Origin of the sequence: Comamonas sp. GB3 AK4-5 (assembly GCF_041320665.1) — a bacterium.
Taxonomy (GTDB): Bacteria; Pseudomonadota; Gammaproteobacteria; order Burkholderiales; family Burkholderiaceae_C; genus Comamonas.
Map to the genome: position 1 here is coordinate 4504900 of NZ_CP166730.1, position 24560 is coordinate 4529459.

Annotated in this window: 23 protein-coding genes; 15 read left to right on the forward strand and 8 right to left on the reverse strand. The window is 63.2% G+C overall.

Going from position 1 to position 24560, the window contains the following annotated elements:
• Positions 1 to 344 precede the first annotated feature (344 nt).
• From ACA027_RS20000 to ACA027_RS20010, 3 genes are all read left to right on the forward strand, one after another.
• A complete protein-coding gene (locus ACA027_RS20000) occupies positions 345 to 1865 on the forward strand; it encodes an aldehyde dehydrogenase family protein (RefSeq protein ID WP_370679935.1) in 1521 nt (506 codons plus the stop codon).
• A 208-nt stretch (positions 1866 to 2073) separates the two neighbouring features.
• Positions 2074 to 2448 carry a DUF779 domain-containing protein gene (locus ACA027_RS20005; protein WP_370679936.1) on the forward strand — a complete coding sequence of 125 codons (375 nt, stop codon included), beginning with the start codon at positions 2074 to 2076 and terminating at the stop codon, positions 2446 to 2448.
• 93 nt (positions 2449 to 2541) lie between these two features.
• Positions 2542 to 3684 (forward strand): aminotransferase class V-fold PLP-dependent enzyme, encoded by a 1143-nt coding sequence (locus tag ACA027_RS20010; protein ID WP_370679937.1) that lies wholly within the window; start codon positions 2542 to 2544, stop codon positions 3682 to 3684.
• Between the two features lie 58 nt (positions 3685 to 3742).
• On the opposite strand, the gene trxC is transcribed toward ACA027_RS20010, so the two are convergent.
• Both trxC and ACA027_RS20020 read right to left on the reverse strand, forming a co-directional pair.
• The gene (gene trxC / locus ACA027_RS20015; RefSeq protein ID WP_370679938.1) at positions 3743 to 4183 is read right to left on the reverse strand and encodes a thioredoxin TrxC; all 441 of its coding nucleotides are present in this window, start codon (positions 4181 to 4183) and stop codon (positions 3743 to 3745) included.
• 338 nt (positions 4184 to 4521) lie between these two features.
• Positions 4522 to 4728, reverse strand: a complete 207-nt coding sequence (locus ACA027_RS20020; protein ID WP_370679939.1) for a DUF2905 family protein — start codon at positions 4726 to 4728, stop codon at positions 4522 to 4524.
• A 151-nt stretch (positions 4729 to 4879) separates the two neighbouring features.
• On the opposite strand from ACA027_RS20020, the gene ACA027_RS20025 reads away from it, so the two are divergent.
• The gene (locus tag ACA027_RS20025; RefSeq protein WP_370679940.1) at positions 4880 to 5767 is read left to right on the forward strand and encodes a hypothetical protein; all 888 of its coding nucleotides are present in this window, start codon (positions 4880 to 4882) and stop codon (positions 5765 to 5767) included.
• Between the two features lie 33 nt (positions 5768 to 5800).
• Here the strand turns inward: ACA027_RS20025 and ACA027_RS20030 are convergent, their stop codons facing one another.
• Positions 5801 to 6229 (reverse strand): hypothetical protein, encoded by a 429-nt coding sequence (locus tag ACA027_RS20030; protein WP_370679941.1) that lies wholly within the window; start codon positions 6227 to 6229, stop codon positions 5801 to 5803.
• Between the two features lie 6 nt (positions 6230 to 6235).
• On the reverse strand, positions 6236 to 7339 hold the full coding sequence (locus ACA027_RS20035) for a class I SAM-dependent methyltransferase (protein WP_370679942.1): 1104 nt from the start codon (positions 7337 to 7339) through the stop codon (positions 6236 to 6238).
• A gap of 160 nt (positions 7340 to 7499) precedes the next feature.
• Here ACA027_RS20035 and ACA027_RS20040 point away from each other — a divergent pair, with 160 nt between their 5' ends.
• The 10 genes from ACA027_RS20040 (at position 7500) to ACA027_RS20085 (ending at position 17295) form a co-directional block, all read left to right on the forward strand.
• Positions 7500 to 8294: an SDR family oxidoreductase gene (locus ACA027_RS20040; RefSeq protein WP_370679943.1), complete on the forward strand. Its 795-nt coding sequence runs from the start codon at positions 7500 to 7502 to the stop codon at positions 8292 to 8294.
• Positions 8295 to 8346: 52 nt separating this feature from the next.
• Positions 8347 to 8787, forward strand: a complete 441-nt coding sequence (locus ACA027_RS20045) for a dihydroneopterin aldolase (RefSeq protein ID WP_370679944.1) — start codon at positions 8347 to 8349, stop codon at positions 8785 to 8787.
• Positions 8784 to 9158, forward strand: coding sequence for a dihydroneopterin aldolase (locus ACA027_RS20050; protein ID WP_370679945.1), 375 nt, complete (start codon positions 8784 to 8786; stop codon positions 9156 to 9158). Before ACA027_RS20045 ends, ACA027_RS20050 begins: the two co-directional genes overlap by 4 nt.
• Complete coding sequence (ttcA, locus tag ACA027_RS20055) at positions 9152 to 10141, forward strand: tRNA 2-thiocytidine(32) synthetase TtcA (protein WP_370679946.1); 990 nt, start codon at positions 9152 to 9154, stop codon at positions 10139 to 10141. Before ACA027_RS20050 ends, ttcA begins: the two co-directional genes overlap by 7 nt.
• Positions 10142 to 10299: 158 nt before the next feature.
• Positions 10300 to 11022: a hypothetical protein gene (locus ACA027_RS20060; protein WP_370679947.1), complete on the forward strand. Its 723-nt coding sequence runs from the start codon at positions 10300 to 10302 to the stop codon at positions 11020 to 11022.
• Positions 11023 to 11124: 102 nt separating this feature from the next.
• A complete protein-coding gene (locus ACA027_RS20065) occupies positions 11125 to 12177 on the forward strand; it encodes a hypothetical protein (protein WP_370679948.1) in 1053 nt (350 codons plus the stop codon).
• Between the two features lie 111 nt (positions 12178 to 12288).
• The gene (locus tag ACA027_RS20070) at positions 12289 to 12780 is read left to right on the forward strand and encodes a DUF2501 domain-containing protein (protein WP_370679949.1); all 492 of its coding nucleotides are present in this window, start codon (positions 12289 to 12291) and stop codon (positions 12778 to 12780) included.
• 295 nt (positions 12781 to 13075) lie between these two features.
• Entirely contained in the window at positions 13076 to 13690 is a 615-nt protein-coding gene (locus ACA027_RS20075; protein ID WP_370679950.1) for a helix-turn-helix transcriptional regulator, read from the forward strand.
• Entirely contained in the window at positions 13687 to 14955 is a 1269-nt protein-coding gene (locus ACA027_RS20080; RefSeq protein WP_370679951.1) for a type II toxin-antitoxin system HipA family toxin, read from the forward strand. The genes ACA027_RS20075 and ACA027_RS20080 overlap by 4 nt, the downstream gene beginning before the upstream one ends.
• A gap of 261 nt (positions 14956 to 15216) precedes the next feature.
• Entirely contained in the window at positions 15217 to 17295 is a 2079-nt protein-coding gene (locus ACA027_RS20085) for a TonB-dependent siderophore receptor (RefSeq protein ID WP_370679952.1), read from the forward strand.
• Positions 17296 to 17447: 152 nt separating this feature from the next.
• Here ACA027_RS20085 and fabF read toward each other — a convergent pair whose 3' ends face one another.
• Positions 17448 to 18737 (reverse strand): beta-ketoacyl-ACP synthase II, encoded by a 1290-nt coding sequence (fabF, locus tag ACA027_RS20090; protein ID WP_370679953.1) that lies wholly within the window; start codon positions 18735 to 18737, stop codon positions 17448 to 17450.
• Positions 18738 to 18873: 136 nt separating this feature from the next.
• Here fabF and ACA027_RS20095 point away from each other — a divergent pair, with 136 nt between their 5' ends.
• On the forward strand, positions 18874 to 19497 hold the full coding sequence (locus tag ACA027_RS20095; protein WP_370679954.1) for a TetR/AcrR family transcriptional regulator: 624 nt from the start codon (positions 18874 to 18876) through the stop codon (positions 19495 to 19497).
• Between the two features lie 306 nt (positions 19498 to 19803).
• On the opposite strand, the gene ACA027_RS20100 is transcribed toward ACA027_RS20095, so the two are convergent.
• The 3 genes from ACA027_RS20100 to ACA027_RS20110 all read right to left on the reverse strand — a co-directional run bounded on the left by ACA027_RS20100 (position 19804) and on the right by ACA027_RS20110 (position 24329).
• Positions 19804 to 20739: a hypothetical protein gene (locus tag ACA027_RS20100; RefSeq protein WP_370679955.1), complete on the reverse strand. Its 936-nt coding sequence runs from the start codon at positions 20737 to 20739 to the stop codon at positions 19804 to 19806.
• A gap of 915 nt (positions 20740 to 21654) precedes the next feature.
• Positions 21655 to 23400 (reverse strand): ABC transporter ATP-binding protein, encoded by a 1746-nt coding sequence (locus ACA027_RS20105; protein WP_370679956.1) that lies wholly within the window; start codon positions 23398 to 23400, stop codon positions 21655 to 21657.
• Between the two features lie 2 nt (positions 23401 to 23402).
• On the reverse strand, positions 23403 to 24329 hold the full coding sequence (locus ACA027_RS20110; RefSeq protein WP_370679957.1) for an ABC transporter permease: 927 nt from the start codon (positions 24327 to 24329) through the stop codon (positions 23403 to 23405).
• Positions 24330 to 24560: the final 231 nt, after the last annotated feature.

Here is a 24560-nt window from a genome sequence, read left to right on the forward strand (position 1 = left end):
GCCACGCACGCAAGTCCAACTTCCTCAAGGGTCTGGATGCCTTGCCACGGCGCTGGGCTTGCGCCCGCCTGCACGCTTTCGTAACCTCTGGTTTCGTAACCAGAGGTTTGTATCACCACGTCTGCAGCACGTAGCAAATAGCTGCTTTTTCCGTCTGCCGTCCTCTGCTGACGGCGCGGGCAAGCGCCGTCTGTCCTGCCTCGCTGCAGGATGACCCGAAGAGGGAAAACCGTAACGTATGCCCAGCGCCTCCAGGGGGAATATGCAAGGGTCGGAGCCTGCCGCTGCACAACGGTGGTGCGCCACAACCCATTTGCTATTCACTTGTTTTCTGGAGGCTTGTCATGACTTATGTTCTCCCTGGCCAGACTGGCGCGCTGCACCGCTACCAAGACCAATACGACAACTACATCGGCGGCCAATGGGTGCCGCCCAGCAATGGCGAGTATTTCGACGTGGTCACCCCCATCAACGGCAGCGTCTACACCCGTGTGGCACGCGGCACGGCGGCCGACATTGAAAAGGCGCTGGACGCCGCCCATGCCGCAGCCGACGCCTGGGGCAAGACCTCGACCACCGAGCGCAGCAATTTGCTGCTGCAGATTGCCGACCGCATCGATGCCCACCGCGAGCTACTGGCCTATGTGGAGACCGTAGACAACGGCAAGGCCATACGCGAAACACTGGCCGCCGACATTCCGCTGTCAGCCGACCATTTCCGCTACTTTGCCGGCGCCATACGCGCCCAGGAAGGCGGCATCAGCCAGATCGACAACGACACCGTGGCCTACCACTTCCACGAGCCGCTGGGCGTGGTGGGGCAGATCATTCCCTGGAATTTTCCCATTCTGATGGCGGCCTGGAAGCTGGCGCCCGCGCTAGCCGCAGGCAACTGCGTGGTGCTCAAGCCCGCCGAGCAAACGCCGGTTTCCATCCTGATCCTGGCCGGGCTGATTGGTGACCTGCTGCCCCCGGGCGTGCTCAACATCGTTAACGGTTTTGGCCGCGAGGCCGGTATGCCCCTGGCCACCAGCAAGCGCATTGGCAAAATCGCCTTCACCGGCTCCACCAGCACCGGCCGGGTGATTGCCCAGGCGGCGGCCAACAGCCTGATTCCGGCCACGCTGGAGCTGGGCGGCAAATCGCCCAATATCTTCTTCGCCGACGTGATGGACAAGGACGACGGCTTTCTGGACAAGGCCATCGAAGGCCTGGTGCTGTTTGCCTTCAACCAGGGCGAGGTCTGTACCTGCCCCAGCCGGGCACTGATCCATGAATCCATCTACGACAAGTTCATGGAGCGGGTGCTCCAACGCGTGGCCGCCATCCAGCATGGCAACCCGCTGGACCCCAGCACCATGATGGGCGCCCAGGCCAGCAAGGAGCAGCTCACCAAAATCCTCTCCTACCTGGACCTGGGCAAGCAAGAAGGGGCCGAGGTGCTGATTGGTGGCGCACAGGCCAAGCTGGGCAAGGAGCTGGACAGCGGCTACTACGTGCAGCCCACCATCTTCAAGGGCCACAACAAGATGCGCATCTTCCAGGAGGAAATCTTCGGCCCCGTGCTGGCCGTGACCACCTTCAAGACCGAGGAAGAGGCCCTGGCCCTTGCCAATGACACCCTCTACGGCCTGGGCGCCGGCGTCTGGAGCCGCAACGGCAATGTGGCCTACCGCATGGGCCGCGCCATCAAGGCCGGCCGCGTATGGACCAATTGCTACCACCACTATCCGGCCCACGCCGCGTTTGGCGGCTACAAGGAGTCCGGCATTGGTCGGGAGAACCACAAGATGATGTTGGACCATTACCAGCAGACCAAGAATTTGCTGGTGAGTTACACCGAATCCAAACTCGGCTTCTTCTGATCTGGGCGGTGGAGGGAGAACGCCGGATGCTTCGTTGCAGACCCTCGCCGTAGCGCTGCTACTGTCTTCGGGTCTGCGCCTCGCCTGCGGCGACCTCCGTCAACCGAACTTCCGGCAAGCTGTATTGAAAAGAAATTTTCAACAAATCGGCCGCTAGCGCAGATACGGCGCGCACAAGGCCATCAAGTTGCATAGCAAGGAGAGCACCATGGTCGAGCGTGTGATCGCCACTCCTGCGACCCTGGAGTTGATTGAACTCCTCCAGGTCAAATACGGGCCGAAACTGTTTTTTCACCAATCCGGTGGCTGCTGCGACAACAGCGCGGCCAACTGCTACATCGAGGGCGAGCTGACCATAGGCCCGGGCGATGTGCTGCTGGGCCATATCGGCGGCCTGCCGTTCTACATGAGCCGCTCGCAGTTCGAGTATTGGCAGCACACCCAGCTCATCATCGACGTCATCAACGGCCATGGCGGCGGCACGCTGTCGCTGGAAGGGCCGGAGGGCAAGGCCTTTCTCACCCGCTCGCGCGTGTTCACCGACGATGAGCTGGCGCAGCTGCGCACCCAGGCTGCGCTGTAAATCTGCAGGCAGTAGCGGGCTTGGTTACAGACGGCGTGGGCAGCATGCCCTAGGATTTGCTGCTGCCTTCTACCATCTTCCATCCTCTCCCCCATGCACTATTTCAACCAAGCCGCCGGCGGTCTGATGCCGGGCAATGTGCTCCAGACCGTCGCCGATTACATGCAGCGCGAGCAGACCATGGGCTCTTTTGTTGCTGCCCAGCAGGTACAGCCCCAGCTGCAGCAGCTGTACGCCCGGCTGGCCGAGCTGCTGCACTGCGCCCCGTCCGATATCGCCCTGACCACGGGCAACAGCCATGGCTGGAATGCCGTGGTCGGCGCCTTGCCGCTGGCCGCAGGCGACCGGGTGCTGGTGGCGCCCGGCGAATGGGGTGGCAACTACGCCATGCTGCTGCAGCTTTCGGCCCGCACCGGTTGCGTGGTGGAGACCATGCCCTGCACGCCCGAGGGCGCGCTGGACCTGGTGGCCTTGGAGACGCAGCTGGAGCGCGTCAAGCTCATCACCCTGACCTGGGTGCCGGCCAATGGCTGCACCGTGTACGACGCCCACGCCCTGGGCCGGCTCTGCGCCCGCCATGGCATTGCCTATGTGATCGATGCAGCCCAGGCCCTGGGCCATATCCCCGTGGATGTGCAGGCCCTGCAATGCGATGCGCTCACGGCCCCCGGCCGCAAATGGCTGTGCGCCCCGCGCGGCACCGGTGTGGTCTACCTCAAACCCGGCTTTGTCGAGAAGCTGCGCCCCCAGGTGGTGGATCACCTGTCTTGCCCCATCACCGCCAACGGCCCCGTACTGCGGCGCGACGCGCGCGTGCTGGAGCAGTCCGAAGCCTCCATGGCGCTCAAACTCGGCCTGCTGGCCGCGCTGGACACTGCCCAGGCCCAAGGCTGGGCCCAGCGCTTTGCCGCCATCGCCCAGCGTGCCAACCAGCTGCGCACCGCCCTGGCCGGCGTGCCGGGGCTGACGCTGCAGCACCTGGGCGACGTGCCCGCCGACTGCGGCATCCTGCCCTTCACGCTGGAGGGCTACACCCCTGCCCAAGTGCAGCAGGCGTTGTTGGAACAAGAGATTCAGGTGGCCGCCAGCGGCATGGGCTATACGCCACTGGACATGCAGGCCAGAGGCCTGCCCGCCGTGGTGCGGGCCTCGGTGGCCTGGCATACCAGCGAGGCCGATATCGCCGCGCTGACCCGTGCATTGAAACAGCTTGCAGCGCAAGCCGTAGCTGCATAAAGAGCTACGTTTTTTGCAGCTTCAGCCTTGACCACAGCGCCAAGGCCTGCAAATCCCTCTACAGCACCGACTGCACCCAGCGCACGATTTCCCCGGGTGGCATGGCGCCGGAAACGCGGGCTTTCTCCACACCGTTTTCAAACAAAATCATGGTGGGAATGCTGCGCACATTGAAGGGTGCAGCCACATGGGGATAGGCCTCGGTGTCCAGCTTGGCAAAGCGCACGGCAGGTTCCATCTGCTGCGCAGCCTGGGCAAAGCCCGGGGCCATCATGCGGCAGGGGCCGCACCAGGGCGCCCAGAAATCCACCACCACAGGAATCTGGTTGCGCCCCACCTGCTTGGCAAAGCTGTCCGCATCCAGCTGCACGGGCTCACCGGTAAACAAGGGCTGATGGCAGCTGCCGCAATCCGGCCCACTTCCCAGCTGCGCGCTCTGCACGCGGTTGGTTTTATGGCAATGGGGGCAGACGATGTGCTGGGTGTCGGGCGTGGTCATGCAAATCCTTCAAAAAGCTCCAGCCTTGTACGTGAAGCCGGAGATCGCTTTTACAAGCTAGCGCAAGCGTCCATGCAAAAACAAGAGCATCCATAGCGCTTGCTGCATGGGTTTGAGTGAGTTCAATCTGTTCGCATCCTGCAGAAACCGATATGCGATGGCCATGGAGTTCTCTGTGCTACGGCAAAGCGGGCTTGGCCCCAACCGCATAAACCTGACACGCCCATACCAGGGCTGCCGCGCAAGGGCCGCCCCGCCGCGCTGGCAGCGTCCCCCAGCCCGCGAGCGCAGCGAAGCGAGAGCGGGGGGAAGGCGCCGAAGGCGACTCAGGGGGGGTCTTACATCATCCAAGCCAGCAGCTTGATGGCACTGAACATCAGCATCGTCATCAGCACCGCGCTGGCGCAGGGCAAAAACACCTCGCGGCCCAGAATGCGCAAGCTGAAGTCACCAGGCAGCCGGCCCAGGCCAATCTTGCGCACCCAGCCCGTGGCGCTGTTGACCAGCACCAGCAAGATGAACATCAGCAGCATCCAGCGAATCATGGCCTGCAGTGTAGACCGGCTGCCGCTGGGTGCGGCGCTTCGTCACGGTCACGACATATGGCCTGCCTACATTGCCCACAGCCAGCACCTGCCCGCAGAGGGCAGGCTGCCGGCAAACGCCTTCTCTTTCGCCTCTACCGCAGTCCCTGTCATGTCTTACCTCTCCCGCTTCCACCTTCTCGCCCTCATTCCCAGCGCTGTGTTGCTGAGCGCCTGCGGCAGCACCGCCCCTGGCGCAGCCTCCCAAGGAGTGGACAACAAGGCATTGGCCAGCAGCGAGTTCCGCGCCCACCAGACCACCTATGGACTGGTGTATCGCCTGCCCGCGGACGCCACCTTTGTGCTGGACAGCCAGGTCACCCCCGTGGTGCTGCAGGCCCTGCAGCGCCAGCAACTCAACGCCGAGGCCCTCACCTTCAACCTGCCCCATATCACCGTGGTGCATATCCACAGTGCCGATCCGGCCACGCCGCGCAAGATGCTGGCTGCCCTGCCCACGCTGCCGCCCGTGCTCAAGGATGTGCACCTGAAGAACTTCTACCCCACCGAGGCCGCCAAAGGTGCAGGCAAGCCCTGGTGGCTGGACCTGGGCGTGGTCAAGTCGGGAGCGGCCTATACGGCCATGATGGACTTCAACACCCGTGCCACTGCAGCCCTGGCCCCGCTGCGTGACGGCCCGCTGCCGCGCGTGACCGGGCCGGTTTACACCCGCATGAACGACTCGGCCAAGTCCATGGTGCAAACCGTGGGCGTCAGCGGCGTGAACGTGGAGCAAGGCGGCAAGCTGGTCAGCAGCCACAACCCGCACAACACCCTGGTCTATAGCGAGACCCGCTACACGCCCGAGATCGAACAAGCCATGGCCGAGACTGCCAAGCGCCTGAACCAGGTTCTGCCCTCGGGCTTTACCACCACGCTGGACACGGTGTCCATCGTCGAGCTGGGCTTTGCCGGCAATGTCACGCGCGAGATCTACCGCATAGACCTCAAGGACCAGCAGGCCTACGACGTGCGCAACGGCAGCCGCGTGGCGCGCTGAACCCGCTCCCGCTGTCCCCACCCCACCAGCGCGTCATGCGGAGCCCGTGCGCGCTGGTGGTCGTGCATGCCAGCACAACAGGCCATGCACCAGCAACGCGGCCCCTGTGTAGCCTGCGGCCAGCCAGGGCTGCTGCGTCAGCAGCAGCGTGAGCGCGATCAGCACATCGCCCAGCGCGCTGAGCAGGCGATAGCTCCGTGCCAAGGGCACAGGCCGCAGGTGGTCTATGGATGCGCCAAACACCTGGTGCACCCGCCAGGTCAGCCAGAGGCGACGCAGCCCATGCCACCATGCCTGGATGGTGCACAGCATCGTCAGCAAGCTGCCCAAGGCAAAAGGCATGGCTGCAGGACGCAGGTGCTCATGCCAGAGCAGGGCCAGCAGCAAGCCATCCAGACCCAGCATCCAGCACCAGCGCGCAGCAGTGACATGGGCGGGGGCAGAGTGGTTCGCTGCACCCATGCTGGATTACAGCCTGTGCGTGCGGTCGCCGTTGGCAAAGCCGCGTGTATCCCAAGGCTCCAGCCCCTTGACCAGGCCTATCACCTTGAACAGCTCGCCCATTTCGTGTTCCAGCATCAATTTGAGTGCTGGAGCGCGCTGGACCAGCGTGAGCTGCTCCAGTTTTTGCTGCAGCCCGCAGTTGATGAGAAAGTGCGCCTGGGTGGTGTAGCCCAGCAGCTCAAAGCCGGCGTCCTGGGCTGCCACGGCCGTGCCGGTGAAGTTGACGTGGGCGGTGATGTCTTTCAGGCCCACCTTGTCCAGCGGGTCGCTGTCCACCTGGTGCTGGTAGTGGCAGACCAGCGTGCCCATATGGCGCTGCGGGTGGTAGTACTCCGACTCGCCAAAGCCATAGTCGATGAAAAAGGCCGCACCACGCGCCAGGCGTTCGCCCAGGGTGCGGATAAAGGCCTCGCCCTGGGCGTGGATCTCGGTCAGGTAGTCGTGCTCGCCCTCAATGTCCAGCGGCGGGCGCAGATCGCTCAGCCGGTCCTGCCAGGCAAATCCCGCCCCCTCGGCCACCACACCGCGCTCGTGCCAGCGGCCCTGGCTGCGCTGCAGCAGTTGCACCGGCATGGCGTCCAGCACCTCGTTGCCCACCACCACGCCGCCGAATTGTTCCGGCAGTTGGTCCACCCAGTGCACCAGGCCGGCAAACGCGGAAAGCGTCTCTTGCTGGCGTGCGCGCAGCGTGCCCGACAGGTCGACAATGGTGTAGCGGCGAATCTGCACGCCCAGCGCTTGCAGCGCCTGCAACAGTTGCAGCGCCAGTGCCCCGGTGCCGGCGCCGAACTCCCAGACCTCGTCGGTGCCGGTGCGCGCCAAGGCCTCGGCCAGTTGCACGGCCAGCAGTTGGCCAAACACCGGTGACAGCTCGGGCGCGGTCACAAAATCGCTGCCGGACTGGGGCATCTGGCCGAACTTGGCCCTGTCATTGGCGTAATAGCCCAGGCCGGGCTGGTACAGCGCCAGCGCCATGAAGCGGTCGAACGGCAGCCAGCCTCCCTGTGCGGCAATGGCCTGCTGGATGTGGGACGTCAGTGCGCCCGGTAAACTTTCAGAGCTTTCCATCTTGTCGCTTTCTCTCGGCCGCCCGCCGCTGCCGGCGCCCTGTGCAATCCGGGGATTGTCGCCGCTGGCGGCCCGCCGAACCGCTGCGCAAGCTGGAGGCCCCACCCGGCCCTGGGCTGCCCGCTCCAGCGCCGCCTTTTTCCACTGCTGCGCGATGTACATGACACCCTGGGTTTTGATCACCGGCGGCGGCCTGCGCCTGGGCCGCGAATTCTGTCTGGCCTTTGCCCGCGCCGGCTGGAACGTGGCCTGCCACTACCGCCACAGCGCCGATGCGGCCGCCGCCACCTGCGCCGAAGCGCAGGCCCTGGGCGTGCAGGCCGTGGCGCTGCAGGCCGACCTGGCCGACCGCCAGGCCCTGCCCGACCTGCTGGACGCCTTCACGGCCGCCACCGCCACCTTGCCCACGGCCCTGGTCCACAGCGCCTCCACCTTCGAGCCCGACAGCGCCCAGGACTTTCACCAGGACTGGGCCAAGGTCGACCACCAGCTGCACACCAACACCCTGGCGCCGCTGGCACTGACGGCGGAATGGGCCAATCGCCTGGCGCGCTCGCCCTTGGAAGGCAGCCACAGCCCTGTAGCCATCCATGTGCTGGACCAGAAGGTGCACAACCTCAACCCCGATTATTTTTCCTACACCCTGTCCAAACTGGCGCTGGAGCGGGCCGTGGCCCTGCAGGCCCAGGCCCTGGCACCGGCCGTGCGGGTGGTGGGCATCTCGCCGGGGCTGATGTACCCCAGCGGCCCGCAAAGCGATGCCAATTACCAGCGCACCGCCCGCATCAACCTGCTGCGCCGCCCGCTGGCCGCAGCCGATGTGGCGCGCACCGGCGTGTTTCTGGCCGAAAACCCGGCCATTACCGGCTGCACGCTGAGTGTGGACAATGGCCAGCACCTGGTTCCGCTGGCGCGCGATGTGATGTTTCTGGCCGGGGACGTCCCCGCCGCCTAAAGCCGCCACGCCGCTTTCCCCCTTTGTTTGGCCTTTTTTGCCCTGGATACCCATGCACCCGATTGACCCGCTCCCGCACGCAACTGCCGCCTTGCTGGCACAATGCCGCCGGCTGTTTCTGCGCGGCCTGCAGGTGCAGGCGTCCATAGGCATCCATGGTTTCGAGCGCGCCGCCCCCCAGCGGCTGCGACTGGACATCGACCTGTATGTGCCGCTGGCTGCCAGCACGCCGCAGCGCGATGCCCTTGATGAGGTGGTGGATTACGACTTTGTGCGCCAGGTGGTGCACCAGGCCGTGGCCGCCGGCCATATCGGGCTGCAGGAAACCCTGGGCGACGCTGTTTTGGACGCGCTGCTGGCCCACCCTGGCGTGGTGGCCGCCCGCGTGGCCACCAGCAAGCCCGACGTATACCCCGACTGCGAGGCCGTGGGCGTGGAGACTTTCCGTCTGCGCCCCGACGCCGCAGCGCTTTTACCCAACGCACAACCATGAACCACGCTGCGACAGGCAGCCAGACGCTCACCCTGACGGGCCTGCGTTTCGACGCCAACCTGGGCATTCTGGCCCACGAAAAAACCGCGCCCCAGCCCATTCAGGTGGATGCGGAGCTGAACCTGGGCCCGCAGGCGTTGCGCCCGCAGGATGACGACATCACCCATGTGCTGGACTACCGCAAGGTGCGCCAGATCATCATCGATGAATGCACGTCCGAGCACATGAACCTGCTGGAAAGCCTGATCGGCAAGCTGGCCCAGCGCCTGATGCAGCTGCCCGGCGTGCTGGGTGTACGCGTGAAAATCGCAAAACTGGAAATCTTTGAGGACTGCGAAGTGGCCATTCGCATCGAAACCGGACAATGGTGAACCCCATGAACGCTGTGACTGACAACCCCTGGATCGCCGAAGACGCTGCCGACGCCGCAGCCCCGGCCGCTACCGACAACGGCGCCGAAGCCAAGCCCGGCAAGATCAAGATCGAACGCGAGCAGATCAAGCTGGAAAAGCGCCTGTGCCGCGAAGTGGGCAAGGCCATCGTCGACTTCAACATGATTGAAGAAGGCGACAAAATCATGGTCTGCATGTCCGGCGGCAAGGACAGCTACACCCTGCTGGACATTCTGCGCAAGCTGCAAAAGCGCGCGCCGGTGAAGTTTGACCTGGTGGCCGTGAACCTGGACCAGAAGCAACCCGGCTTTCCCGACCACATCCTGCCCGAGTACTTCAAGTCCATCGGCGTGGACTACCACATCGAAACCCAGGACACCTACAGCGTGGTCAAGCGCGTGGTGCCCGAGGGCAAGACCACCTGTGGCCTGTGCTCGCGCCTGCGCCGCGCCATCTTGTACAAGGTGGCCGACGAGCTGGGCTGCACCAAGGTGGCGCTGGGCCACCACCGCGACGACATCGTGCAGACGCTGATGCTCAATATGTTCTACGGCGGCCGCATGAAGGGCATGCCGCCCAAGCTGGTGAGCGACGACGGCAAGCATGTGGTGATCCGCCCCATGGCCTATGTGACCGAGAAGGACACCATCCGCTGGGCCCAGTACCAGAACTTCCCCATCATCCCCTGCAACCTCTGCGGCAGCCAGGATGGCCTGCAGCGCGTGGCCGTGGGCGAGATGCTGCGCGAGTGGGACAAGAAATTCCCCGGCCGCATCGAGAGCATGTTCCGCGCCATGGGCCATATCGTGACCACGCACATGATGGACCCCAATCTGCAGGACTTCAAAAACGCCAAGGCCACCGGCATTGCCGACCCCAACGGCGACACGGCCTTCGACCATGAAGAGCTGCCCACCATGGCCCAGCTCCCCGGCGGTGTGCAGGTGGTGCAACTGGGCTGATCGCCTGACCCAGCCCCTTTCCCAAGCCCCGCAATGCGGGGCTTTTTGCTGCCCGTAGCCCAGAAACTGCCACGACGCAGGAACTTGCAGCCCCCGAATTTGGTCACAATGCCATGCAAGGCTGCGCACACAGCGCAGCCACCCGATGGGAGACCTGTATGTCACACACACTGTGGATCCGCCGCCTGGGCCTGGCCGCTGCCAGCGCCACCGCGCTGGTGCTGGCCGGTTGCGCCAGCGGCCCGCGTGAAATCACCAGCCATGTCACCAGCTACTCCACGCTGGCCCAGCTGCCCGCGCCCCCCACTTACCGCCTGGAGCTGCTGCCCTCCATGACCCAGCAGCAAAGCTGGGCCATGGTCGAGCGCCAGGCCGAGCAATCGCTGCAACGCGTGGGCCTGACCCGCGACGAAACCCCGGGCAAGGCCAAGTTGGTGGTGCAGATCATGGCCGCCGCCAGCTACGGCCGCGCCAGCAACTGGCCCTACTACGGCCCGCCCGGCCCTGCATGGGGCTGGGGCCTGGGCTACGGCGGCCGCTGGGGCGGCGGTTTTGGCATGAGCTGGATGGATGCCCCCCCCATGGTGTATTACCGCTCCGTCAAGCTGGTGATGCGGGACCAGCAGACGCAGAAAATCGTCTACGAAACCTCGGCCGCCTATGACGAGGTCTGGACCGATGACCGCGTGATCTACAGCGTGCTCTTTGATGCCGCCCTCAGCGGCTTCCCCCAGCCGCCACAGGGCAGCCGCGCCGTGCGCGCCACCGTCCAGCAGTTGCCGGCCGATCAGGCCCCCAGCGCCGGCAATGCGACGGCTACGGAGCCCAAGCCCGGTGCGGCCATGCCGACACCGGCATCCACGCCCGCGCCCGCCAAGTAAGAAGGCCCGGCGCTGCTCATCGCAGCGCCCGCCAAGCCCCTCCATCCTGGGCCTGCAGCGCAGGCCTTTTTCACGCCTTTTCGCATCTGCCCCTATCTGCCCATGAGTGAGCCAAGCTTTTCCCTGTCCCCCGATTTGCTGGCCCTGCTGCACGCGCCCGTCTCAGGAGAGCGGCCTACGCCGGCCGAGTTCTTTGCCCAACCCGAAGTCTCCGCGCTCTACACCCTGGCCCGTGACCCGGCGCACAGCGCCGCCGCGCTGCAGGCCCTGGCCGGGTTGCTGCCCGAACTCCCGCCCTATCCGGCCTCGCTGCTGGCCTTGATGAGTGGCTCGCTGGTGGAAAGCGGCGCCGATCCCACTTTGCTCTTTCCCTGCTGCCTGACGCTGATGCAGCGCTGGCAGGAGCGCCTGGCGCCGTACTGCGCACGCGAGGTGGAGGAAGAAGAGGCCCAGGACGACCCCCAAGCGGCCCAGGCCTGGGCCGATACGCAGGCGCGCGTAGAGGCTTTGGACGGTGCCGAAGCCGATGCCATTGATGAGCTGTTCGAGGCCGTGGAGCTGCTGGTCCTGCCCATGATGACCATGGTGCTGCGCGACGAGGGCAACCACCAGCGCTTTCTTGCCAACCCTGCGCTGCAGGAGCACATCGCCAGCCTGCATGACAACGACAGCCTGCCCTTTGAGCAGCTGTACTTTCTGTGGCTGGCGGCCTGCGTGAGCTACGAGAACGAACTGGTGGTGGTACTGCCCGCCACAGGCACCGGCCTGGTGGTGCGCGCCCATGGGGTGAACAACAACTTTCACACCTTCACCCTGCTGCAGCAGCTGATGGCCGAACACCAGCAACCGCTGGGCATCACGCTGACCGCCACCCACGATGGCAATGGTGCAGACCGCGCCGCCTTTGCCTGGCTGCAGGCCACGGCCTATGCCCAGGGCAAGCTGGTCAACGAGATGGCCTGGTCCTGGGGCGAGGCACCGCTGCGCCACAACGCCCGCCGCCTGGGCCGCTGCGTGCTGATCGCCCTCGACAAAAAAGACGCCTGCCGGCGCAATTGGTCAGGTTTTGACAGCGCCTGCCACGAAGCCCAGAACCCGCACCTGGTGTTCCAGCGCTATCTGACGCCCGAAGAGGTTGCCGCTTTCCTGGATTGATGCGGCCCGCAGACAGCGGCTGGCCCATTGCACAAAGCAATCGGGGCGTTCCCGTTGTGTGCTACCTTGTGTAACTTCGCCCACGCTGGGCTTACAGGAAAGGACGCACCCATGAAAATCACAGTGGCCACCGCTTTGCTGAGCACCACCCTCGCCCTCATCGCGCTACCGGCCCAGGCCGGCCTGGGCGACACGCTGCGCGACAGCGCTTCCAAGTTGGGCGGCGGCTCCAGCGCCGCCAGCGAAAGCAGCGGCTCCGGCCTGGGCAGCCTGGTGGGCGGTGCAGGCGGCAGTGCCGGTGGCCTGGGCGCTCTGGGCGGCATGGCCGGCTCGGGCACGGCCAGCAATGCGGCTGGCGTCATCACCTACTGCATGAAGAACAACTACCTGAACGCCAACAAGGCCGCCCAGGTCAAGGACCAGCTGCTGGGCAAGATCGGCCTGGGCAAAAAGGAAGAGCCCAAGGACCAGGGCTACAAGGACGGCCTGATGGGCGTGATCAAGGGCGATGGCGGCAAAAGCTTCAATATGGACAAGATCAAGGGCGATCTGAAGGAGAAAGCCTGCGACATGGTGTTGGACAACGCCAAGTCCTTCTTGTGAAGAGCAGGCTTTACTCCATCGCTCCTGAAAAAAAGCTATCTAAGCGCAGCACCATTGCGCTAGAAGCGAAAAAGGCTTGCATGTTTGCAAGCCTTTTTTCGTTCATGGCGGTTCCCGGCACCCTCTTTGCTCACACGACGCGTAGATGGTCCAACGCCAAGCCGCCATCATTCATACAACATCTAAAAAAATCGATTACACAAAAACAATGAATAAATAGATGCCAAACATGGCGAGTCAGGCAATATTTAATTCATTGTTTTTCATAAATATCAATTTCATCTAATATTTATGAATGCCACGCCAAAACACTGCCCCCGCTGACTTCCCCCTGGCCGTGCTCCAGCAGATTGCGCAGTTGGGCCAGCACATCGCCATTGCACGCAAGCGGCGTGGCGAGTCGCAGGCGCAATGGGCAAAAAAACTGGGGGTTTCGCAGCCCACCATGGCCCGTATCGAGCGCGGCGATCCCGCCGTCTCCATGGCGTTCTATGTGATGTGCATATGGCTGATCAACCCCGCCCAAGGACAGGGGCTGGCCGAGTTGATTGCCCCGCAGCACGACCATGCGGCACTGGAGCTAGAGGTGGCCAAGGTCCGGACCAAGCGGCGGCCCGTCGGCCCCAAGGCCGTGCCGGCAACGCCGCTGCACACCGGTGCGCCCTCCGCACCGGCCCATCTCTCCAGCGCCGCCCCCCAAGTGGCAGAGCCCACCCTCAACTATGGCGCCTTGAGAAAAGCGGTGGCACAGGCGAGCCAGGCCGACACGGCACAAACGATGCTGCAGACAGCCCCCCATAGCGTGGGCCAGCAAGTGCAGCCGGCACGACCCGGCTCCATCCTGGCCGCTGCACAGGCCGCAGCGCTGCTCGTCAGGGCCAAGCCTGGCTCAGAGAAAGACCCCTTATGACGCTCCCGCACAGCATCACACCGGGCCTATACGAGCCCCAGGACCAGTTGTTCCTCTGGGCCTTGCTCGTCCCTGATACACCCACGCTGCTAGGCGAGATCCGCCTTTCACCCTTTGTTGCGGACTGCGCCACGTTTTCCTATGCCTCGAGCTGGCAGGACTTTGCACTCAGCGAAGACCTGCCCTTGATGGCAGGGCAGAGCTTCTCTGCCGGCGAACGCGGCTCCGCGCCCGGCGCCCTGGATGATGCCCGGCCAGACCGCTGGGGCGAGCGCATCATCCGCCACGTCGACCGCCCCAAGCGGCTGTCCATTCTGGAGATGCTGCTGTTTGCAGGGGATGACCGCTTTGGCGCACTCGGCGTGTCCGTCTCTGCCGAGCACTACATTCCACGCAACCTGGGGCCTTACCCACAGCTACGCGATGTGGGCGAGCTGGCCCGCGCCGTCGAAGACGTGCAGGCACAAGCGCCCATCACGCCAGCAATGCAGCGCCTGCTCCAGCCCGGTGTCACCTTGGGCGGTGCCCGCCCCAAGGCCTTGCTGCAGACCGACAGCGGACCCTGCATCATCAAGTTCAGCGAACTCGATGACGAGGTGGATACGCCGCTGATAGAGCATGCCACCATGACACTGGCCCGACTGGCCGGCATACGCACCGCAGACACGGATGTGCTGGCACTGCCTGTGCGCCATGGCAAAAAGCGGCATGCACTGACCATCCAACGCTTTGACCGCATAGGACAGGCACGCATGCATTGCCTCTCCGCGAAAACCGCGCTGCGGGCCGCAGGGCTGCCCGAGGACTACAGCGCACTGGCTGGCATCTTGCTGCGCCTGGGCCATCCCGATCGGCAAAACGCCCAGCGCGAAGAGCTCTTCAAACGCATGGTGTTCAACATCCTGATGGACAACACCGACGACCACGAGCGCAACCACAGCATCATGCTGAACTTTGACGGCTACTACGACCTGACGCCGGCCTACGACATGGTGCCCAGCTTGCAAAACCTGGGCTACCAGGCCATGGGTGTAGGTCGATTGGGTGCCGAGTCCAGCCTGGAGAACGCACTCTCGGACATCAACGAATACGGCATCAAGCTGCCACGCGCCATAGAGCTCATGCAGCAGGTGGCCGCCGTGGTCGAACACTGGCCCGCGCATTTCAGCGCCCTGGGCGTGAGCAGGGGCGACATGGAGCTCCTGAGCGCCAGCATTGACCGGGATGCGCTGCGCGCACAACGCCGCGTGGTGCTGGGCGCATAAGCTCCTCCATTCAGAGCAGCCCGCGCTGACCCAGGCTGCGAAAAACGCAAAAAAGGCTTGCATTTCTGCAAGCCTTTTTTACATCTGTACGCCTCTTATTTCATCTGATAGTTGATTTAGAGCAAATGAGAATTAATTAGAATCGTATTCCCACAGATTCTCTGCTCACAGCAACGCAGGCCGCTTTGCGTTCGCTCTTGTTTTCACGCCATCGTGACCCTCTGCCCTCGTCCCCTTCTGGGCCTGGCCGCCTGCCTGGCCATGCCCGCCCTCGCACAAACCGCCGCCACCGCGGACAGCGACACCCGCCAGCAGTCACTGCTGCCCGAGATCATCGTCCAGGAAAAAGCCCAGGAAATCGGCTACCAGCCCAAGCGAGCCACCACGGCCACCCGCACCGATGCGGCCTTGCGCGATCTGCCTCAGGCCGTGGCCGTGGTGCCGGCCCAGGTGCTGCAAGACCAGCAGGTGCGCAATATTGACGAGGCGCTGTACTACGTCAGCGGCATCACCCAGGCCAACACCCTGGGCGGCACGCAGGACGCGCTGATCAAGCGCGGCTTTGGCTTCAACCGCGACGGCTCCATCCTGCGCGACGGCGTACGCACCGTGCTGGCGCGCAACCTGACCTACACCACCGACCGAGTGGAAGTGCTCAAGGGCCCGTCCTCCATCCTCTACGGCAGCATGGACCCGGGCGGCGTGATCAATATGGTCACCAAAAAACCCCAGCTGGAATTTGCCGGCCAGGCTGCGCTCAGCGTCTCCAGCTATGGCGGCGGCGGCGCCTCTGTGGACCTGACCGGCCCGCTGGGTGACAAGGGCCTGGCCTACCGTCTGATTGCCGACACCAGCCATGTCGACTACTGGCGCAACTTTGGCGTGAACAAGCAGACTGTGATCGCCCCCTCGCTGGCCTGGTATGGCCGCGACAGCTATGTGCGCGTGTCCTATGAACACAGCGATTACGAGCAGCCTTTTGACCGTGGCACCGTCATCGACAAGCGCACGGGCAAGCCGCTGGACATAGACCCCCGCCGCCGTCTGGACGAGGCCTACAACCGCACCCTGGGCGACTCGGACTTTTTCACCGTGCAAGGCCAGCACACGCTGAGCCCGCAGTGGAAGCTGGGCGCCACCTACAGCTACAACCGCAACCGCTACGACGACTACCAGGCCCGGCCGGTGTCGCTCAACCCGGTGACCGGCGTGCTCACCCGCCGCCCCGACGGCACGCGCGGCGCCGTGAGCCAGCAGCATGTGGCCCAGTTCAATCTGCAGGGCAGCGTGCAATGGGGCGGGCTGCGCCACGACGTCCTCACCGGCCTGGACCTGGAGGACAGCGACATCTACCGCCGCGACCTGATTCGCGGCCGCAACAACAGCGGCTTCAACGTCTACGACCCGGTCTACGGCCAGATGCCCCACTCCACCAGCATCAGTGCCGCCGACAGCGAGCAGAGCGACAAAATCCGCCAGCAAGCCCTGTTCTTCCAGGACAACATCCGCCTGGGTGCGCACTGGATTGCCCAGGCCGGCGGCCGCTGGCTGCACTACAAGCAGGAGGCCGGCAAGGGCCGGCCCTTCCAGGTCAACAGCGCCTCCAATGGCTGGCAGTTTGTGCCGCGCGTGGGCCTGGTGTGGCAGCCCGACCAGCGCTGGTCGGTCTATGGCAGCTACAGCGAATCCTTCAAGCCGCAAAGCAGCGTGGGCACGCTGCTGGTGGGCGCCCTGCCGCCAGAGCAGGCCAAGTCCTGGGAACTGGGCGCCAAGCTGGAGCTGGCCCGCGGCCTCAGCGCCACCGCAGCTGTCTACGACATCCGCAAGCGCAATGTGCAGGGCAAGGATGTGGTCGACGGCGAAACCGTCACCCGTGTCATGGGTGGTGCCCGCTCGCGCGGGCTGGAGCTGGACATTGCAGGCCAGCTCAGCCGCCAGTGGCAGCTGATTGGCAGCTATGCCTACACCGACGCCTGGGTCAGCGATGACCCGCAATACCAGGGCAATCGCCTGGCCAATGTGGCAAGGCACAGCGCCTCGCTGTTTGCGGCCTACAGCTTTGCGCGTGACAGCAGCAATGGCCAGTGGCGCGCCGGTGCCGGCGTGCGCCATGTGGGCAAGCGGGCGGGCGACGCCAAGAACAGTTTTGACAACGATGCCTACAACGTCACCGACGCCTTTGTCTCTTACGAAACGCAGTGGAACCAGCGCCCGGTACGCCTGCAGCTGAACATCAAAAACCTGTTCGACAAAACCTATGTGGCCTCATCGGGCAGTGACATCTATGTCTCGCTGGGCGAGCGCCGCCAGGCAGTGCTGCGCGCCGTGTTGGACTTTTAAGATCCACTCACACAAGCCTCGATACGTCGTTGCTCAGCCTTGTCGTACGAGGTGTACTGCCTACGGCCTCACGCCTCGTCTCGACCGCAAACCTACGGTTTGCTGGGTCGTGTGAGTGGTTCTAAGCAGCAAGCTGCACGCCACGCCTTCGCTCACGCCTCGCCCTGGTAACGCCCCAGCACCAGCGAGGCATTCACCCCGCCAAAACCAAAGCCGTTGAGCAAGGCGTGCTGCATGGCCACGGGCCGGGCCGCGCCGCGCACCAGGTCCAGCCCCTCGGCCAGCACATCGGGCTGCTCCAGGTTCAGCACCGGCGGCACCATCTGATCGCGCAGGGCCAGCACGGTGAAGATGCTGGCCACACCACCGGCCGCGCCCAGCAAATGGCCCAGGGCGGATTTGGTGGCGGTGATGGCGGGGCCTGTCCCTTCAGCCATGGCCTGGCCAAACACGGCACGTATGGCGGCCAGCTCGCCCCGGTCACCTACCGGGGTGGAGGTGGCATGGGCGTTCAAATGCTGAATCTGGCCTGGCTGTAGCTGCGCCTGGGCCAGGGCGGTTTCCATGGCGCGGCGCGCGCCGTTGCCGTCTTCCGGGCCGGAGGTGATGTGGTAGGCATCGGCGCTGGTGCCATAGCCCAGCACCTCGGCCAGCGGCGTGGCGCCGCGCGCCAGCGCATGCTCCAGGGATTCGAGCACCAGCATGCCTGCGCCCTCACCCATCACAAAGCCGTCACGCGCCGCATCGAAGGGGCGCGAGGCTTGCTCAGGCCTATCGTTAAAGCCGCTGGACAAGGCCTTGGCCGCTGCAAAGCCACCCAGGCTGACGCGGTCTATGCAGGCCTCGCTGCCGCCGCACAGGGCCACATCGGCCTCACCAGCGCGAATCAGCCGGGCCGCATCGCCCACGGCCTGGATGCTGGCGGCGCAGGCCGTGACCGGCGCGCCAATCGGGCCCTTGAGCCCATGGCGTATGGAGACATGGCCTGCAGCCAGATTGACCAGAAACGCCGGCACGGTAAAGGGCGACAGCCGCGAAGGGCCGCGCGTATCCGTGGTGCGCACCGCCTCGGCAATGGCACCAAAGCCGCCCACGCCCGAGGCAATCACCGTGGCCGTGCGCTCCTGCTGCGCAGCCGTCTGCGGCTGCCAGCCGGCATGGGCCAGGGCCTGGCCGGCCGCACCCAGGGCCATGGCGCTAAAGCGGTCCATGCGCCGCTGCTCCTTGGGGGAGACCACGGCATCGGCATTCCAGCCGCCTTCTGCATCCTCGTCCAGCTCCGGCACACGGCCCGCAATGCGGGTGTCCAGGCCTTCGCAGACGGCGGGGGCCAGCGCACGTATGCCGGACTGGCCGGCCAGCAGGCGCTGCCAAGCCAGCTCCACCGAGCAACCCAACGGCGAGACCAGGCCCAGGCCGGTGATGACCACGCGGCGGCTCATGGGCGGCCTCCGGCCTGTGCGGCAACGCAGAGAAAAAACGGCTTCATCGGCTTCATGGGTCGCGGCCGGCGGTGCCGGCATTTATGATGAGGAGCATCATCATAAATTGTTTTGATGATGGACATCATCTAAACCCATGAAAGTCTCCAAGGCCCAAGCGGCCGAAAACCGCGCCGGCATCGTCGATGCCGCGGCCCGCCTCTACCGCGAGCACGGCCTGGCCGGCGTGGGCGTGGCCGACATCACCCGCGACGCCGGCCTGACCCATGGCGGCCTGTACCGCCATTTCGAATCCAAGGACGCGCTGGCGCGCGAAGCCTGTCTGCGCGCCTTTGACTGGACCATCACGCCCCTGGCCGCACTGGATAACCAGCATGGTGATGGCGACACCGATCCCCAGGCCAGGCTGCAGGCGCTGGTGCACGGCTATCTGTCCAGCAGCCACCGCGACCACCCCGGCGAGGGCTGCCCCGCCGCCGCCCTGGCCGTGGATGCGGCCCGGGCCGGGCCAGAAATGTCGGAGGTGTTTGCCCAGGGCGTGGAGAGCAATATCCAGCGCTTTGCTCGCGCCCTGATGTCTGCGGACGAGGACGCCCAGCGCCCGCTGACACCCGAGGAACGCGCCACCACCATCACCACCCTGGCCAGCATGGTGGGCGCCCTGGTGCTGGCCCGCGCCACCGCCGCCGGCAACCCCGCGCTGTCCGAGGAAATCCTGGCCACGCTGCGTGCGCAGTTGGCGCCGCAGGACCAAGCCTAAGCAGCCCAGCCCGAGCCTGTCCCTCCACTCCCGCACTAGGCATGCTGGGCAACGGCGCCCCGTCGTTGGGGTGAGCCCCGCTGGCCCTGTTGCTCCTGTTGCTCCTGAAAAAAGAAACTGCACCAGCGCACTACCATTGCGCTGAAAGAAAAAAGGCTTGAATTTTTACAAACCTTTTTGAGGATATTCAACACAGCCCGAACCTGCGCTTTTCCATAGCCTATCTCAGCTTAAAAAGAAGGGCGTGGTTGCAGGCCGATTTACGACTGGCCATAGATCAGCCTGATGCTGCCATATGGCATTGCATTATTTAGGATAAATTTCACACAGATCGGAAAATTTTTCACGCATGATGCGTGCAGCAGCTCCATATTTTTCATATTCAATTTTCTTTTTCATTGCAGTTGCTGAAGCTAACCATTCAGTGCCAATGCAGTTAGCAGCATTCTTCGATTTGCATAAGGCCCCTTCCGCTGAAAATGATTCAGCCTGCAGAACAGTATCGCCTCTCATCGCATCGATGCCGATAGTTTTATAGAGCGTTAACAAATATTGGATTTCAATTTGAAGCTTTTCTCGAAGAGATTCGGAGTCAAGCTGTTTTTCAAAAAAATCCGTCAAGCTTTGCAGATATTTATCATCGACTGCAGTCCGTTGGCTCTGAATCAATCCATCAATATCACGGCGATTGAGCATGGCTTGATCTTCTGCATTAGCGTTCGCAAGAAGTAACGGAAATATTTTGCTTTGCTGTAGATAGGACAATGCTGCTGCAGCAATCCAAGGAGCTTTCTTTCCAGTATTGACGTCTTCAAACCCATCTGCAATTTCAGATTCAGCGCGCTCGAACGATAGATACTCTATAAAATCGCCGTAATGAGGTGACTCCATGATTCTTTTAATTATGGTGATTTGAGCATCCGTCAGAGCATTTTGAATCGTTGCATCTTGTATACGACCTGCGGCTGTAAAAATAGTAAGCACATCCGGATCCGGTGAACCCATTTCGTTAAGGATTGCTTCACCAAACTCATCAAACCGCGGGTTCTCGACCAAATTTTGAAAATTTCTACACCTATTGAGCATTAGTGTTCGATAAGCCAGTTCACGAGCAATTTCCAAATGATATATGCGATGTTCAAGTTGGACGAGTTCTTCCTTCGGACCTCGAATAACATCATGCAAGAACGTCGAGATATTTTGTGCATGACTTGTTCCGCCAAAAGCCAGCAAAGCAATCATTGCAGCCCGACACCGAAGGCTTAAGAAAATTTTTCGCATACTTTAAACTCGTGCTACATGATTGCTATTTGTATGGGATGCACCAGCCCATGGCTCTACCTCCGAAAGGCGGCTAGCTGCGAGGCCGTGATGATCGACTGCGCATAATTACGGAATCAACTGGTCAATGCACCACAATCTCCGCCTCTGGCGAGAGGATTTTTGCCATAAATCAAAGGCTGCAGATTTAGAAAGCACGGATGTGGGATCACTGGAAATCTGGCGATACCTTGCACGAGAGATCGTTAATTTTTTTGGCCAACTGGCACCTCCATTTACTCCCTCCTGAGTGCAACGTGCGGCGTCCGGCCACCAGTCAGGCATCCGTCTAACTTGACATTGGTCATGCCTGAGCTAAAAGAAATATTCAGAGTGTTGATCGCAGTTGAATCTATCACTACGTTACCAGGTGATTAAACACTATGCAAGCGAGATTTCAAAGGTGTAACGAATAGTCTGAAGTATCACTAGCCAAAGGAGCCCGGAGAATACAAAAGGACCAGACGAAAGATGCATCTGAACCATGTCTTTGTGTGGTGCAGAGCGCCCCTCCATCTCTGCTCGGCAGTTCTCCTCTCGTTGCTGCATATGGAGATGCCCAATGACGGCAGTCGGCGTGTTCATAGCACGCCAGCATCCAAACACCATGACACCTGCTCCAACATAAGAGCCAAGGTTTATAAGCGATGCGAGGGTTCGACCATTGAAGAATGCCACTGCCAACGAGAGCAAGATACAGCAGCCAAAGATGAGAAAAAAATTCTTGGATGGTGATTTCATACAAGCTTTTTTAATAGTGATAGGGGCTGAAGTTTATTCTGTTGTGTACACAGATACGCTAATGCATCATTGGCCGCTTCTGTCCCCCCCCAGCCCTCACCCATGCACATGCGCAATATCCGGTATCGCCGCCATCAGCTCCCGCGTATACGCATGCTGCGGAGCATCCAGCACGGCTTGCGCATCCCCCACCTCCACCAAACGACCGCGCTGCATCACGCCGATGTCGTCGCACATATGGCGGATCACGGCCAGGTTGTGGCTGATGAGCAGATAGGTCAGGCCGAATTCGTCCTGCAGATCGCGCATCAGGTTCAGCACCTGGGCCTGGACCGACACATCGAGTGCCGATGTTGGCTCGTCGCAGATGATGAATTCGGGCTGGCTGGCCAGGGCCCGCGCCACGGCGATGCGCTGGCGTTGGCCGCCTGAGAATTGGTGCGGGTATTTCTTGGCGTCGTCGGGCTGCATGCGCACGCGGCGCAGGGCCTCTTGCACGCGCTCGGCCGTCTCCTCTTTCGAGCTTGTGATGCCCAGCACCTGCAGCGGCTCAGCAATCAAGGCCTCCACGGTCCAGCGCGGGTTCAGGCTGGCGTAGGGGTCTTGAAAAATCATCTGAAAGCGCCGGCGCATGGCCACGGTCTGGGCCTCGGGGCTCCACTTGTCCACGCCATCAAACAAGATGCTGCCACTGGTGGGCGGCGTCAGCCCCGCCACCATGCGCGCCACGGTGGACTTGCCCGAGCCGGACTCGCCCACCAGGCCAAAGGTAGCTCCCTTGCGGATGGAGAAGCTCACATGGTCGGCAGCCTTGAGGATTTTCTTTTCCTCGCGCGCCAGCATGCGGGCCAGCCAGCCGCTGGAGAGGTCGTAATCCTTGCACAACTCTTTGACTTCCAAAAGCGGTTTCACGCTGGCTGCATCGGCAGATTCAGCTATTACTTTGGGAGTCCACGGCTGGGCCTTGGGCGCAGGGCCGCCGCCCACTTCCGGCACGGGCAGGCGTTGCACGCGCTGGTGCACGCTGGGAATGGCGGCCATCAGCACCTGGGTGTAGGCCTGCTGGGGGGCATCCAGCACCTGGCGCACCGGCCCGGTTTCCAGCACCCGGCCGTGGTACATGACCATGACGCGGTCGGCCGTCTCGGCAATCACGCCCATGTCGTGGGTGATGAGCATGGCGGCCGCGCCGCGCTCCTTGCAGACGCGGCGCAGCAGGGCAATGATTTGCGCCTGCACCGATACATCGAGCGCCGTGGTGGGCTCGTCGGCAATGATCAGCTCGGGCTCGGCGCACAGCGCCAGCGCAATCGCCACCCGCTGGCGCATGCCGCCCGAAAACTGGTGCGGATACTGGGCCAGGCGCGCCTTGGCGTGGGGGATTTCCACCTCTTCCAGCAGCGCCAGGGCGCGGGCCTCGGCCTCTTTTTCCGACAGGTCCAGATGGGTGCGGATGGTCTCCACCAGATGCCGGCCCACGGTGTAGACCGGGTTCAGGCTGGTCAGCGGGTCTTGAAAAATGGTGCCTATGCGCTTGCCGCGTATGCGGCGCAGGTCTTCGCCGGTGAGCGTATCGATGCGCTCGCCGAACAGCTCCACCGTGCCGCCGGAGATGCGGCCAGGCGCCTCGATCAGGCCGGTGACGGCCGAGCCGGTCATGGACTTGCCCGCGCCCGACTCACCCACCACGCCCAGAATTTCACCGCGCGCAATGTCAAAGCTCACGTCGTGCAGCACCTGCACCGGGCCTTTGTAGGTGTCGAAGGTGACGCTCAGATGGCGCACGCTCAGCACAGGCTGCACATCACTGGCAGCCACGGGAGAAAGAGTGTCTGTGTGCATGGTCATTGCAGCTTGGGGTTCAGGGCGTCGCGCAGCCAGTCGCCGACCAGATTCACGGACAGGGCCAGGGCCAACAGCACCAGCGAGGGGAACAACAAAATCCACCATTCGCCCGAGAACAAAAAGCTCTGGCCGATGCGAATCAACGTGCCCAGCGAGGGCGAGGTGGGTGGCAGGCCCACGCCCAGATAGGACAGCGTGGACTCGGCCACGATGGCATGGGCAAAGCTGATGGTGGCAATCACCAGAATCGGGGCCAGCAGATTGGGCAGGATGTGCTTGGCCAGAATGGCCGCCTTGCTGCGGCCAATCAGCTGGGCCGCCAGCACATAGTCTTTCTGCTTTTCCACCATCACCGCGCCGCGCACGGTGCGGGCGTACTGCACCCAGTCAGACAGGCCAATGGCCACGATGATGACGTACACCGCCATGTCGTCGCGGTAGCCCTCGGGCAGCAGGCCGCGGGCAATGCCAAAGACCAGCAGCGCCACCAGGATCACGGGGAAGGTGAGCTGCACATCGGCAACGCGCATCAGCAGCGTGTCGAACCAGCCACCCACATAGCCCGCCAGCAGGCCCAGGGGCACACCAATCGCCAGCGACAGGGCCACGGCCGAGACGCCGACAAACACCGACATGCGCAGGCCATACAAAATGGCGCTCCACACATCACGGCCCTGGTCATCCGAGCCCAGTGCATACAGCGCGCCGCTGCTGCCTTGCGCGCCGGGAGCGGTGAAGGCGTCCATCAGGTCCAGATTGGCGGGATCGAACGGGTTTTGCCAGGCCAGCAGCGGCGCAAAAATCGTAGCCAGCACGATGGCGGCCAGCACCGCCGCCGCCAGCTGCACCAGACGCGAGCGCGCAAACGCCCGCTTGACCGGTGAGTCGCTGGCCTTCCAGCCGGTGGGAATAGTTGCCTGTTTCACGAATTCATTTCCTTCAATCTCTGCACGCCCCAAAAGGGTTTCAAGCCTGGGAAGCGGCAAGCAAGCCCCTCACCCCCACCCTCTCCCCGAAGGGGCGAGGGAGAAAGTCCAGATACACAACCTACAAAATTGGCGCACCCCATGCGAGGGCACCGCGCAAGGGCCGCCCCGCCGCGCTGGTGCCGTCCCCATCCCGCGCTTGCGCGAGAGAGGGGGAAGGCGCACAGCGCC

Excerpts from the sequence above, each read along its gene's own strand:
- ACA027_RS20000 (WP_370679935.1), top strand. The coding sequence starts at position 345 with ATGACTTATGTTCTCCCTGGCCAGACTGGCGCGCTGCACCGCTACCAA.
- ACA027_RS20005 (WP_370679936.1), top strand. The coding sequence starts at position 2,074 with ATGGTCGAGCGTGTGATCGCCACTCCTGCGACCCTGGAGTTGATTGAA.
- ACA027_RS20010 (WP_370679937.1), top strand. The coding sequence starts at position 2,542 with ATGCACTATTTCAACCAAGCCGCCGGCGGTCTGATGCCGGGCAATGTG.
- trxC (WP_370679938.1), bottom strand. The coding sequence starts at position 4,183 with ATGACCACGCCCGACACCCAGCACATCGTCTGCCCCCATTGCCATAAA.
- ACA027_RS20020 (WP_370679939.1), bottom strand. The coding sequence starts at position 4,728 with ATGATTCGCTGGATGCTGCTGATGTTCATCTTGCTGGTGCTGGTCAAC.
- ACA027_RS20025 (WP_370679940.1), top strand. The coding sequence starts at position 4,880 with ATGTCTTACCTCTCCCGCTTCCACCTTCTCGCCCTCATTCCCAGCGCT.
- ACA027_RS20030 (WP_370679941.1), bottom strand. The coding sequence starts at position 6,229 with ATGGGTGCAGCGAACCACTCTGCCCCCGCCCATGTCACTGCTGCGCGC.
- ACA027_RS20035 (WP_370679942.1), bottom strand. The coding sequence starts at position 7,339 with ATGGAAAGCTCTGAAAGTTTACCGGGCGCACTGACGTCCCACATCCAG.
- ACA027_RS20040 (WP_370679943.1), top strand. The coding sequence starts at position 7,500 with ATGACACCCTGGGTTTTGATCACCGGCGGCGGCCTGCGCCTGGGCCGC.
- ACA027_RS20045 (WP_370679944.1), top strand. The coding sequence starts at position 8,347 with ATGCACCCGATTGACCCGCTCCCGCACGCAACTGCCGCCTTGCTGGCA.
- ACA027_RS20050 (WP_370679945.1), top strand. The coding sequence starts at position 8,784 with ATGAACCACGCTGCGACAGGCAGCCAGACGCTCACCCTGACGGGCCTG.
- ttcA (WP_370679946.1), top strand. The coding sequence starts at position 9,152 with ATGGTGAACCCCATGAACGCTGTGACTGACAACCCCTGGATCGCCGAA.
- ACA027_RS20060 (WP_370679947.1), top strand. The coding sequence starts at position 10,300 with ATGTCACACACACTGTGGATCCGCCGCCTGGGCCTGGCCGCTGCCAGC.
- ACA027_RS20065 (WP_370679948.1), top strand. The coding sequence starts at position 11,125 with ATGAGTGAGCCAAGCTTTTCCCTGTCCCCCGATTTGCTGGCCCTGCTG.
- ACA027_RS20070 (WP_370679949.1), top strand. The coding sequence starts at position 12,289 with ATGAAAATCACAGTGGCCACCGCTTTGCTGAGCACCACCCTCGCCCTC.
- ACA027_RS20075 (WP_370679950.1), top strand. The coding sequence starts at position 13,076 with ATGCCACGCCAAAACACTGCCCCCGCTGACTTCCCCCTGGCCGTGCTC.
- ACA027_RS20080 (WP_370679951.1), top strand. The coding sequence starts at position 13,687 with ATGACGCTCCCGCACAGCATCACACCGGGCCTATACGAGCCCCAGGAC.
- ACA027_RS20085 (WP_370679952.1), top strand. The coding sequence starts at position 15,217 with ATGCCCGCCCTCGCACAAACCGCCGCCACCGCGGACAGCGACACCCGC.
- fabF (WP_370679953.1), bottom strand. The coding sequence starts at position 18,737 with ATGAGCCGCCGCGTGGTCATCACCGGCCTGGGCCTGGTCTCGCCGTTG.
- ACA027_RS20095 (WP_370679954.1), top strand. The coding sequence starts at position 18,874 with ATGAAAGTCTCCAAGGCCCAAGCGGCCGAAAACCGCGCCGGCATCGTC.
- ACA027_RS20100 (WP_370679955.1), bottom strand. The coding sequence starts at position 20,739 with ATGATTGCTTTGCTGGCTTTTGGCGGAACAAGTCATGCACAAAATATC.
- ACA027_RS20105 (WP_370679956.1), bottom strand. The coding sequence starts at position 23,400 with ATGCACACAGACACTCTTTCTCCCGTGGCTGCCAGTGATGTGCAGCCT.